Here is an 11,414-nt window from a genome sequence, read left to right as displayed (position 1 = left end):
TGTATACAACAAAATTTGAGCCGAAAGCTGTGATGAGGCATGTTGTACCCGTCAGCTCAAATGTTGTAATTATTTAGGATTAATGTAATAAGTTAAGATAAGGAAGGATGATGGAAAATGGCTTATAAAGAGCTCGACAAGAATGTGGTAGCTGAGGCAGAAGGCAAGGTTAGAAGCTACTGGGAAGAAATTGATTTACTTAAGTTAAGCGTTGACAGCAGACAGGGCGAAAAACCTTTTATCTTTTTTGAAGGGCCTCCGACTGCAAATGGTAGACCGGGTATTCACCACGTATTAGCACGTGCGCTCAAGGACTCAGTTTGCCGTTATAAAACCATGCAAGGCTACCAGGTAAAACGTAAGGCAGGATGGGATACTCACGGCTTACCGGTAGAAATCGAAGTGGAAAAGCGATTAAATCTTAATGACAAGTCGGCAATTGAGGCTTACGGGATTGAAAACTTCAACCACCAATGTCGTTCATCTGTCTTTGAATACGAAGATGCATGGCGAGAAATGACTAAAAAAATGGCTTATTTGATCGATCTTGACAATCCATATATCACACTTGAAAACGATTACATCGAAACAGAATGGTGGATTCTTGACAAGTTCTTCAAGGATGATTACATCTATGAAGGTCACAAGATCTTACCTTACTGCCCAAGATGTGGTACAGGTCTTGCATCACATGAGGTTGCACAAGGCTACCAAGAAATCAAAACGGTTACAGTTTACGTAAAATTCAAGCTCAAAGACAAGGACGAGTACTTCCTCGTTTGGACAACAACACCTTGGACGCTTGCATCAAACGTTGCACTTACAGTAAATGCCAATGAGACTTATGTAAAAGTCAGAAATAACGGCGAAGTTTACTATGTAGAGAAAAACCTTGCACCATCTGTTTTAGAAGGCGAATACGAAGTGCTTGAAGAAATGAAGGGTAAGGACCTTGAATATATTGAGTATGACCAATTAATGCCTTTCGTACCTGCAGACAAGAAAGCTTTCTTTGTAACATGTGCAGATTACGTTACAGTGGAAGATGGTACAGGTATTGTTCATACCGCACCAGCATTTGGTGAAGATGACTACAATACAGGTGTTCGTTATGATTTACCAGTGCTTCAACCTGTAAATGAAGAAGGTAAATACACCATGACGCCATGGGAAGGCACTTTCGTAATGGATGCTGACCCTGAAATCGTTAAATGGTTAGGTGAAAACAACATCCTCTATAAGAGACAGCGTATGGAGCACAACTATCCACATTGCTGGAGATGTAAAACGCCACTTCTATACTATGCTAAACCAAGCTGGTATATCGAAATGACAAAACTCAAGGACCAATTAATCGCAAACAACAATACGGTTAACTGGTATCCAGACTATGTTGGTGAAAAGCGCTTTGGCAACTGGCTTGAAAACCTCAACGACTGGGCGATTTCAAGAAGCCGTTACTGGGGAACACCGCTTAACATTTGGAAATGTGACTGTGGTCATTTAACAAGTGTTGGTTCAAGAAAAGAACTTGCTGAAAGAGCAATTGAAGATATTGATGAATCAATCGAACTTCACAGACCTTATGTGGACGATGTTCATTTGACATGTGAAAAATGTAATGGCGTTATGACTAGAGTGCCAGACGTTATCGACTGTTGGTTTGACAGTGGGGCTATGCCTTTCGCACAACATCACTACCCATTTGAAAACAAAGAGAATTTTGATGAACTTTACCCAGCGGATTTTATCTGTGAAGGTATTGACCAAACAAGAGGCTGGTTCTATTCCTTAATCGCAATCAGTACTTATGTTATGGGCGTTTCACCATATAAGAACGTTCTTGTTAACGATTTAATCCTCGACAAGCACGGTAAAAAAATGTCTAAATCTAAGGGCAATACCGTTGATGCCTTCAAGCTTCTTGATCAATATGGAGCCGATGTTGTAAGATGGTACTTATTCTATGTTTCACCAGCTTGGGTACCGACTAAATTTGATGAAGAAGGTCTTGCTGAGGTTAACTCTAAGTTCTTTGGGACCCTTAAAAACGTTTATAACTTCTTTACACTATATGCCAACACAGATGGCATCGATGTAAGCAAGTTCAACGTATCGCCTAAGGATAGACCAGAGCTTGACCAATGGATCTTATCAAAACTCAACACACTTACAAAAGAAGTCAACAATGATTTCAGCGTGTTTGACCTTACTAAGGCAGTTAGAAGAATTCAAGAGTTCGTAAGTGAAGACTTATCAAACTGGTACATCAGACGTTCGAGAAGACGTTTCTGGGATTCAGAGCTTTCTCTTGATAAGCAATCTGTTTACAACACAACTTATGAAGTCCTTGTTGCTGTATGTCAATTAGCGGCACCTTTTGCGCCATTCTTGACTGAAGAAATCTATAGAAACTTAACAGGTGAGGTTTCTATCCATGTAAGTCATTATCCTGAAGCGGATGAGACTATGATCGACAAGAGAATCGAAGACAGAATGGACCTTGTCAGAGACCTTGTAACACTTGGTCGTGCAGCAAGAGAGTCTGTTAAGATTAAAGTGCGTCAGCCAATCCAAAACGTCGTGGTGGATGGCAAGCATGAGCCGTTAATCGGTGACCTTGTGCCACTGATCATGGAAGAACTCAACGTGAAGGAAGTTGTCTTTACTTCAGATCTTCCTGAATATATGAACTTCCAGTTAAAACCGAATTTCAAGGTTCTTGGACCAATCTTGGGTAAAGATATGGGGGCATTCTCTAAAGCGCTTTCAGCCTTTGATCCACAAGAGTATGCCATGAGACTTGAAGGCGGAGAGTCATTTGATATCGAGGTGGGTGGCTCGCCATTCACATTGACAAGTGAACACGTTCTCATCAATATTTCAGCTAAAGAGGGCTTTACTGTTAAGATGGAAAACAATATTTTCATCATCTTGAATACAAACCTCAACGATGAACTCATTGGTGAAGGCTATGCACGTGAAATGATCTCAAGAATTCAACAGATGAGAAAATCAAATGATTTTGAAATGATGGATAACATCAAAATCTACTATAGATGCGACGATGAATTTGAAGCTGGTATCAGCTCACATAAAGACTACATCATGTCAGAAACACTAGGCGTTGAAATTGTTAAGGATGCTGATAAGGCATACGAATCTCACAATTTAAATGGCCATGATGTTGATCTTTTCGTTGAAAGAGTTTAGGGATTAATTTTGTAGAAGCCTTAAAAATAACGACCTTTAAAAGTATTATGTGCTTTTAAGGGTCGTTTTTAGTATACCTATTTTATGTCATCATAAAAAAATATGATTAGACTTTGATAAATGAGTTCATATATATAAAAAAGGGAGGGATCACCATGAAAGTTAATCAAGCAGTCTTAGCACTAAAAACACAGATGGTTCAGGATATCGTAAAGCTTATAAAAATCCCTAGTGTCATAGAAGAAACTCAAATGGGTAAACCATTTGGAAAAGAAATAGATGATGCTCTAAAATGTGCACTTGAAATAGCAGAAAATCTCGGCTTCAGGACCTACTATGACCCAAGTGGCTATTATGGCTATGCAGAAGTAGGAGAAGGTGAAGCCCTTATCGGCATTTTGGGTCATTTGGATGTCGTACCTGCTGGAGAGGCTTCGAACTGGACATATCCACCATTTGAAGGTCATGTTAAAGACAATAAGCTTTATGGGCGAGGTGCACAAGATGACAAAGGGCCAATTGTTGCGGCAATGTATGCCATAAAAGCCCTTATGGACCTTGGCGTTGGCTTTAATAAACGCATAAGGGTAATCTTTGGCACTGATGAAGAAAACCAATGGCGGGGCATTTGCCGTTATATGAGAGAGCAAGAAGTGCCTCAATTCGGCTTTACACCGGATTCTTCTTTTCCAGTGATTTATGCAGAGAAGGGTCTGCTCCAAATTAAGCTAAAATCTCAAGCACCATCACCTGTGACTGTTAAAGCTGGCAATGCACTTAACGCAGTTCCTGAGTCTGCACAGATTAAGTGGGAGGATTCGAGACTCGAGAAAATTCTGAAGCGAAACGGCTTTGATTTTGAAAATGATGGTCAAGAAATTGTGGTTATTGGCAGAAGTGCCCATGCTGCAAAACCTAATTTGGGCATTAATGCGATTACAAGATTATCACTTGCCTTAACAGAGCTAGGCATTAAGTCTCCAGGGATAGATTTTTTATCTGAGAAAATCGGTCTCACCAACTATGGTGAACTCATATTTGGGGATTGTAAGGATGAAGATTCAGGGAAACTGACCATGAATGTCGGTCAAATTGACTTTTCGAAATTTGGAGAGGTCATTGGCATAGATATTAGAATACCGGTTTCAATAAGCAAGAAATATGTGGTAAACGCCATAAAACGCGTTGCCGAAAAATATGGTTTAGCCTATGATGAGTTTGATTATTTAGCCCCGGTCTTTATCGATAAAAAGGACCCCTTGGTTTCGAAACTCACTGCAGTTTATGTAGAAGAAACAGGTCTCGACGGTACGCCACTTTCAACAGGAGGCGCAACATATGCTAGAGCCATGAAGAACTGTGTGGCATTTGGTGCTACTTTCCCAGGACAGGCCAAAGTAGAGCACCAAATCGATGAATATATTGATTTAGAGTTCCTGATCAAAGCAGCTCAAATCTATGCCAAAGCCATAAAGGCATTGCTTGAAGATTAAATGTCTTTATGTAGTTGTCCTAAAAAAATAAAGGTCTAGACAATTGAAGTTAATCGATTGTTTAGACCTTTTTTTAATGTTTTAAATGATACAAATTTTTAAATGAAATATGAAACGCCAAACTTTAAATTTTCAGAGTTTTAAAGTTCAACTAGAAAAAGGCAGAAACCTTGTCTGCATAAATGCAAATTTCATCAAACATCAAGTTGTACTTAACGTTGTTTGCGTTTTCAACGAATGATGAGTTTAAACGATAGACGTTAGTCAAACGAATTAATGATGCCTCAGCATTGATGATTTCTGCTGTTGATGAATTATATTTTGTCGATGCAAACCAGTTGTCAGACACAATTTCAATATTTTCCTTTAAAATGATGAGCCATCCAAGACCATCAACATATATTTCTACCATTTCTTTTTTGGAATCTTTAAAGTATTGAATTAAAGCCTCTGCTTTAGCAATAGAACTCATAAGCTGATTACCTCCATCTTTTTTTTATAGTATACCCAATTTCGCAAAAAAAAACAATTCAAGATTGAGCGGGGTGAGAAAGAAAGATGGTCTTAGGCAGTTTGTAGAAAATTGGCATGAAGCTTGCTTAATAATAAGACAAAGTGATTTGGTCATCATTTGAAAGGAGAAAAATAATGAAAAGATTAGAAGGTAAAGTTGCAATTGTAACAGGTGGCGCTAATGGGATTGGAAAATCAATCTGTGAAGCCTTTGTAAGAGAGGGTGCTAGGGTAATTTCAGCAGATATGAAATTGCCGACTGAAAGTAGAGTAAATGTTGAAGATGTAGCGCTCAATGTAACAAATCGTACAGAAATCCAACAGTTTGTTGAGGATACTGTAAAGAAACATGGACACATAGATGTTCTTGTTAACAATGCTGGAATTACAAAGGATGCCTTAATCAATAAAATGACTGAAGACATGTGGGATATCGTCATAGATGTCAACTTAAAGGGCGTTTTCAACCTCACTCAGGCTGTGGCACCTTTTATGATGGAAAATGGTAAAGGTTCAATTATCAACATTGCATCTGTCGTTGGCGAGTACGGGAATGTAGGTCAAACGAATTACGCGGCAACTAAAGCAGGTGTTATTGGAATGGCCAAGACTTGGGCCAAGGAGTTTTCAAGAAAAGGCGCTGCTGTTAGAGTGAACTCAGTAGCCCCAGGCTATGTCAATACAGAAATGATGCAGACTGTACCGGATAAAGTTTTAGATCCTATCAGACAAAAAACCATGCTAGGTCGCCTAGGTGAACCTGAAGAGATTGCAAATGCAGTGTTATTCTTAGCAAGTGATGAATCCTCTTTTGTTACGGGTCATACTCTATCTGTAAATGGTGGCTTAAGATTATAAAGTGTTCGCTTTAGTTTACACTTTTATCAGGAAAATGATCAATTGTGTCAATCTTTGTTGACAATGCGTTTGAATATGATGGCATGCATTAAAAATGTGACACTATAAAATAAAGTTACAGTCATAGGAGGCTATTATGCAAGGCAGATCGATAGATGAAATAAAAATTGGAGATTTTGAATGTTTTCAAAAAACCATTACAGAGGTAGATGTTTATTTATACGCAGGGATTAGTGGCGACTTTAATCCGGCACATATCAATACTGTGGAAGCGAGTAAGGGCATATTTAAAGAGAGAATTGCCCATGGCATGCTCACAGCATCTTTTGTGTCCACCGTACTAGGCTGTTATTTACCAGGACCAGGCACAATTTATTTGGGCCAGGAGTTAAAGTTTAAAAAACCTGTATTATTTGGCGATACCATTGAAGCAAAGGCAGAGGTTGTAGAAATGGATGTCGAAAGAAATCGGATTGTATTGAGAACCACTTGTACGAATCAAAAGGGAGAGATCGTATTAGATGGAAAGGCGACAGTAATGCCGCCTGTAAAGAAGTAATTGCATTTAAGGAATGACGATGACCTAAATATAGAAATCATTTATGACCAAAACCAAGTTTTGGTGTATCTAACCGTTTATTGCAAGTTAAAAATGCTTGCTCTAAGCTTTACGAGCTTAATGATATATAGTAAAAAAAGAATTGTCTCATTTAGTAATGGGACAATTCTTTTATTATTAAGTCAACACTTAGCAAATACTGATTATCATCGTAGAATACGATTTTGCCAACCGGCAGACGTGAAGTAAACTGTGGACTCCGCGCCCAATATGGATTGTAGACAATTGAGTACTGGATATTGCTTGAAGAGGGATAGGCTATTGAGACGGTTTCGCTTGGAAATAAGCCATAATTAAGTGGCAATGCAATGGTATTTGAATATATGGGCGTATTTTCGTTTGTGAGACCATATAGGCTACACTCATTTTTTACATATTGAATCAAGGTACTTGAAATGTTATTCTTTCGATACTTTGAGCTTGCACCTAGGACGATGGCAATCATGTCCTTTTGAGGAGAAACTGCATTGAACTGGTGGGTTAAGTCGTCGATGACATCTGTATTGGCCTTTCCGAAATCGATACTTGCTGTTGTTATTTGACAATAGCCTGCATAGTAGGTAAAACCGGTTTTAAATCCGTTAACCTCTGGAATCGTTTCAAGGAGGGCATTGGTATTTTTTTTAACGACTTGTTTCGAATCTAGGGTCCAACTTTCTGTGTCAGTAATTTCTAAAAGCTCAGGATGCGTTTCTAGAAGTCGCTGAGAAAGTAATAGGAGATCTTTGATGCTCATTTTATTTTGGTCAGGTAATGGATTGTCATCCTCATCATATGCAGTCAATCCCGATGCGTTGATAAAGCTGACAGAGTTCAAGTTGAGGTCTTTGGCCTTTTGATTCATGCGTTCAACAAAAGCAGGTTCAGAACCAGAAATATGCTCAGCCAGGGCGACAGCTGCATCATTTGAAGAACAAATGAGCATGCCGTGGATTAAGTCATCCACACTGACACTGTCACCAACATGGAGTTTTAAACCGTTGCCATCCTGTGAGAGTGCATGTGGACTGATCATGACCATATCATCCATGTGCAGATGACCTGCGTCTATTTCATCCAAGACAATGGATAGGGTCATGAGCTTTGTTAAGCTCGCTATACCGTGTGTCTGAGTTATATTATAAGCAAAGAGGTTATAGTTATTTTCCACATCTGTCAGGACAAATGCTTTTGAATAGTGGGTTAGGTCATATGTGCTGCCAAGATCCTCAGGTTTTACATAGGTATCAGCAAAAGTCAGAGTCCCAGTGAGGAATGTAGATAATATGATAAGCAGTGAAAGCCCTTTTTTAATGACAGAACAATGGCGAGATTTGATAAGGGTCATAATTTCTCCTATTAACTTGCTGGGTGGATGCCAAAATCAGCATTGATGTAATCTTCAATATCTGTAAAGGGGATTTGAATCTGTGTATAATTTGTTGAATAGTCATTTTCCATGAAGTAGAAAATGATATCCTTGTCTGTAAAGTACATCCCCATCCATTCTTGAGGACCTTCAAACTCAAAGCCCATATTAAGTGCAGCTTCAGAAAAGATTTGATTGAAGGCTGTTCGAGATTTCAAGTCGCTTTTGATTAGATTTTCTGTCAAAACAAGATTGCTAGATGGTATGTCAATGGTGATAGGGTTCCATATTTCAATGGCACCATTTTCCCATGTTAAAAGCCCCTTATAGAGGACACTGATATATTTTTTGTCCTGACGTTTGACTTCATAAGTAACGACAAGTGGATTTTCAACGTTAACATCCGGTAAAAGCATTGACATTGCTGTATTTTTAAGAGATTGATTGATATAGTCTTGAGTTAATTCCCCTGCAAGACCCGTCATCACAGGATATTCGATGGTATAAATGCCTTCTTCACTTACAGAATCAGATTTAAGCTGATAGGTGTAGTCGTTTGCAAGTTCTGCTGGTGCTTCCTCTTGTGGGGCAACTTCTTCTTGAACCGTTTCAGTTTCAACAACTGTCGTAGTAGGTTCAGTCGACTCTGTCTGAGTCTCAACCTGAGGTGGTACAGGCGTTTCGTCAACTTTTTTACAGCCTGCTGTGAAAATCATGGTGGTTATTATGGTTGCTGAGAGTAAACCTCTTATATAATATTTCATTTGTGTCCGTCCTTCCAAGTATAAAAATAATTTGCGAAAACACTGCAAAAGGAACATATCATAGGATATGTTCCTCTTATAATTTTATCATATAAATGGTGTCAATAGGATTACAATTTAGCTAAATCTCTTTTTATAATATTTTTTACCAAGACTGGTCAAGATGAGCTGTATGAAGTAAATGCACAATCCATATGAGACAAGCATGGTTGAGAAATTTGGTACAAGACTATAATAGGTTAAAGCGAGAATAAACATGGTACCAGAGATTAAATAGATCAAGCTCAAGAATTTCAAAAATGCATTTGCGTCATATATGATGAAGTCATGTCTATATTCTGCTAAAAATCGATCTTTATCAGGAAGATATAAATGCAGTCTAATTTCTATGCCTTTGAATATCATAACAACACCGAGTAAGTAGATGGATAACATAAGCTTCACCCCTTTCTACACATTCTATTAAAAAGATACCCATTTTTTATAGAAGTTAGCAGGTTTGAAGGAAAAAAGTCCACTTTTTATGTAAAGTGGACTTAAAGTTGTTAACTTAAATTTTTTAATTAGAGATTTCAATGTCACCGATTTCAGATTTAGCTTCAATTTCGATCTTGAAGTTGCTTTCATTGGCGTCATTTAGGTAGTACATTTCATCCTGAATGGTGTAATTTATGTTCCTGAGTTTTAAGTCAGAGACGAACTCCTTTTTCTTTGCAACCAGCTTAACACCAATTTCATCATCTATTTTAAGTTGTACACCGCCAGTGGAAGAGGTGCATTTAATATTGCTACCTTCGGTATAATCGCCATTAAGGACCACGTTAACTTCTCCAATATCAGAACTTGCCTCGATTGAAAAAGCATGACCATACTGACCGTCCATTTTTAAATTTACTCTGCTCGTATCGCCACTGATGATCATCTTTTCTAAGGCAGGAAAATCTGCTGATATGTCAGCACTGAGATCGCCAACATCTGAAATCAATGATATGTCTCTTAACACGTCAGAGTTTCCGCTTAGGTCAAGGTTTACTTTACCAACGTCACTTTTTAAAGCAAGTGCCTTTAATGAGGGTTGAGCTGAGTTTAATTCTACTCTAATATCACCAACATCAGTGGTTGCTTGAATGGCTGTGAACTCAAGATCAGAAGAAGAAATATTAAATTCGCCCACATCAACGGTGCTCTCAATCGAGTAGAGGATATCCTCAGGTAGTTCAATGACGATGTCACTGTTTAAGCTGTTGAATATATTTTGCTTTTTAGGTGAGTTGAAGGTCAATTCCAAAGTATCACCTGATACATGTGTTTCTGGAATTACGAAAATTTCTTTTACATTGGCATGCTGTGTCAATGTGAAATCATGATTGGATGCCTTTTTGATGACGATACCACTAACATCAATATTTAGTTTTAAATGAATTTGCTTGTAGGCACTGACGTCTTCTGAATAAATGTATTCATTCTTTTTTATGGTCTCATTAGAGGACTCAAGTCGTTTTGATTCGTCGCTTGACATCGTCCAATAGGTACATCCGCTTAGTATGTATGCAAAAAGACCAATGAGAAGGATTGCTTTGATAGATTTCATATTATTGCCTCCGTTTAGTTTTATAAGTTGAGTATAATAAATCAGCATTAATATTAAGTTAAAATGAAATTAAAATCCTAATATTATTTGACATGTTCAACCCACTTATCCAAAGAAGGCCTGATCATACGCATAAATGAGGTTGCCAAGACGATACCGCAAGCAATGGAAATTGCAACAAATAGAGATTGGGCGCCTGTGGTCATGGCTTGATCAAAATCCTTTTGAACGATGTAGAGCATGGTATAGTAGATGCCGTAGCCAGGGACAAAAGGGATAATACCTGGAATGGTAAACATAGTTGAGGGGTGTTTTTTTAGGGCCGCAAAGATTTCACCCATTAACCCGACCGTGATTGAGCCCACAACTGCAGGTAATATGAAATTGTCTGTTAAGCTCTGGAGAGAAACGTAGACCATCCAGCCAATCATGCCTGTGATGCCAGCGTAGGGCAGTAATTTTCTTGGTAGGTTAAAAATGATGGAAAAGCCAATGACACAAAATAGGGCATAAATGCCTTGAATAATAATATACATATGAAGTCCTTTCTTTACGATAATAAAGCTCTAATTTCTAGATGAAGTTAATGCCGAGCTGAAGCATGATTCCCACACCAAATGCCAGAGCGATGGCAATAAAAAGTGCTTCCATTACTTTAGCGCTGCCTGCAAGTAGTTCGCCTGAAATCAAGTCCCTAATGCCGTTTGTCAGTGAAACGCCAGGAACAAGCGTCATAAGTGGTCCGATAATTACGATGTTGAGTGATGCATGAATACCAAATCGACCCATAATCGTAACACTTAATATGCCAAAAAGAGAGGCGAAAAAACCGCCGATGATGTTTTTAACAAAAAAGTTAAGGTGCTTATTGGACAATGAATCAAAGCAGAGGACAGTGAAAGAGCTTGCCACATAGGAAAGTAAAAATTCTATAAATGACCCCTTAAATAGAAAGATAAAAAAGCCACCAGCCATGCCACTAAAGAAAAAACGTGTCCACTTTGAAAAAGTGGGG

Annotated in this window: 11 protein-coding genes; 4 read left to right on the top strand and 7 right to left on the bottom strand. The window is 38.4% G+C overall.

Annotated features, from left to right (window positions below; translation table 11 throughout):
* The first annotated feature begins 117 nt into the window (after positions 1-117).
* On the top strand, positions 118-3,213 hold the full coding sequence (gene ileS / locus AC220I_RS12180) for an isoleucine--tRNA ligase (protein WP_486724111.1): 3,096 nt from the start codon (positions 118-120) through the stop codon (positions 3,211-3,213).
* A 155-nt stretch (positions 3,214-3,368) separates the two neighbouring features.
* Positions 3,369-4,706: a Sapep family Mn(2+)-dependent dipeptidase gene (locus tag AC220I_RS12175; RefSeq protein WP_486724110.1), complete on the top strand. Its 1,338-nt coding sequence runs from the start codon at positions 3,369-3,371 to the stop codon at positions 4,704-4,706.
* Between the two features lie 151 nt (positions 4,707-4,857).
* On the opposite strand, the gene AC220I_RS12170 is transcribed toward AC220I_RS12175, so the two are convergent.
* On the bottom strand, positions 4,858-5,178 hold the full coding sequence (locus AC220I_RS12170; protein WP_486724109.1) for a hypothetical protein: 321 nt from the start codon (positions 5,176-5,178) through the stop codon (positions 4,858-4,860).
* A 176-nt stretch (positions 5,179-5,354) separates the two neighbouring features.
* On the opposite strand from AC220I_RS12170, the gene AC220I_RS12165 reads away from it, so the two are divergent.
* Both AC220I_RS12165 and AC220I_RS12160 read left to right on the top strand, forming a co-directional pair.
* The gene (locus AC220I_RS12165; protein WP_486724108.1) at positions 5,355-6,077 is read left to right on the top strand and encodes a beta-ketoacyl-ACP reductase; all 723 of its coding nucleotides are present in this window, start codon (positions 5,355-5,357) and stop codon (positions 6,075-6,077) included.
* A gap of 136 nt (positions 6,078-6,213) precedes the next feature.
* Positions 6,214-6,636, top strand: coding sequence for a MaoC family dehydratase (locus AC220I_RS12160; protein WP_486724107.1), 423 nt, complete (start codon positions 6,214-6,216; stop codon positions 6,634-6,636).
* A 151-nt stretch (positions 6,637-6,787) separates the two neighbouring features.
* Here AC220I_RS12160 and AC220I_RS12155 read toward each other — a convergent pair whose 3' ends face one another.
* The 6 genes from AC220I_RS12155 to AC220I_RS12130 form a co-directional block, all read right to left on the bottom strand.
* On the bottom strand, positions 6,788-8,023 hold the full coding sequence (locus AC220I_RS12155) for a D-alanyl-D-alanine carboxypeptidase family protein (protein WP_486724106.1): 1,236 nt from the start codon (positions 8,021-8,023) through the stop codon (positions 6,788-6,790).
* Between the two features lie 11 nt (positions 8,024-8,034).
* Positions 8,035-8,808, bottom strand: coding sequence for a hypothetical protein (locus tag AC220I_RS12150; RefSeq protein ID WP_486724105.1), 774 nt, complete (start codon positions 8,806-8,808; stop codon positions 8,035-8,037).
* A 117-nt stretch (positions 8,809-8,925) separates the two neighbouring features.
* A complete protein-coding gene (locus tag AC220I_RS12145; protein ID WP_486724104.1) occupies positions 8,926-9,243 on the bottom strand; it encodes a hypothetical protein in 318 nt (105 codons plus the stop codon).
* Positions 9,244-9,367: 124 nt separating this feature from the next.
* The gene (locus AC220I_RS12140; RefSeq protein WP_486724103.1) at positions 9,368-10,399 is read right to left on the bottom strand and encodes a DUF4097 family beta strand repeat-containing protein; all 1,032 of its coding nucleotides are present in this window, start codon (positions 10,397-10,399) and stop codon (positions 9,368-9,370) included.
* An 83-nt stretch (positions 10,400-10,482) separates the two neighbouring features.
* Entirely contained in the window at positions 10,483-10,935 is a 453-nt protein-coding gene (locus AC220I_RS12135; RefSeq protein ID WP_486724102.1) for a threonine/serine exporter family protein, read from the bottom strand.
* A gap of 37 nt (positions 10,936-10,972) precedes the next feature.
* Positions 10,973-11,414 (bottom strand): threonine/serine exporter family protein (locus tag AC220I_RS12130; protein ID WP_486724101.1); only part of this gene is annotated, 442 nt, incomplete at its 5' end.

It is taken from the genome of Fusibacter sp. (assembly GCF_057447755.1).
This window is presented reverse-complemented; position numbering and strand designations above follow the sequence as displayed.

What these genes read in the sequence shown, in the direction of transcription:
- ileS (WP_486724111.1), top strand. Translation starts at nt 118, where the DNA reads ATGGCTTATAAAGAGCTCGACAAGAATGTGGTAGCTGAGGCAGAAGGC.
- AC220I_RS12175 (WP_486724110.1), top strand. Translation starts at nt 3,369, where the DNA reads ATGAAAGTTAATCAAGCAGTCTTAGCACTAAAAACACAGATGGTTCAG.
- AC220I_RS12170 (WP_486724109.1), bottom strand. Translation starts at nt 5,178, where the DNA reads ATGAGTTCTATTGCTAAAGCAGAGGCTTTAATTCAATACTTTAAAGAT.
- AC220I_RS12165 (WP_486724108.1), top strand. Translation starts at nt 5,355, where the DNA reads ATGAAAAGATTAGAAGGTAAAGTTGCAATTGTAACAGGTGGCGCTAAT.
- AC220I_RS12160 (WP_486724107.1), top strand. Translation starts at nt 6,214, where the DNA reads ATGCAAGGCAGATCGATAGATGAAATAAAAATTGGAGATTTTGAATGT.
- AC220I_RS12155 (WP_486724106.1), bottom strand. Translation starts at nt 8,023, where the DNA reads ATGACCCTTATCAAATCTCGCCATTGTTCTGTCATTAAAAAAGGGCTT.
- AC220I_RS12150 (WP_486724105.1), bottom strand. Translation starts at nt 8,808, where the DNA reads ATGAAATATTATATAAGAGGTTTACTCTCAGCAACCATAATAACCACC.
- AC220I_RS12145 (WP_486724104.1), bottom strand. Translation starts at nt 9,243, where the DNA reads ATGTTATCCATCTACTTACTCGGTGTTGTTATGATATTCAAAGGCATA.
- AC220I_RS12140 (WP_486724103.1), bottom strand. Translation starts at nt 10,399, where the DNA reads ATGAAATCTATCAAAGCAATCCTTCTCATTGGTCTTTTTGCATACATA.
- AC220I_RS12135 (WP_486724102.1), bottom strand. Translation starts at nt 10,935, where the DNA reads ATGTATATTATTATTCAAGGCATTTATGCCCTATTTTGTGTCATTGGC.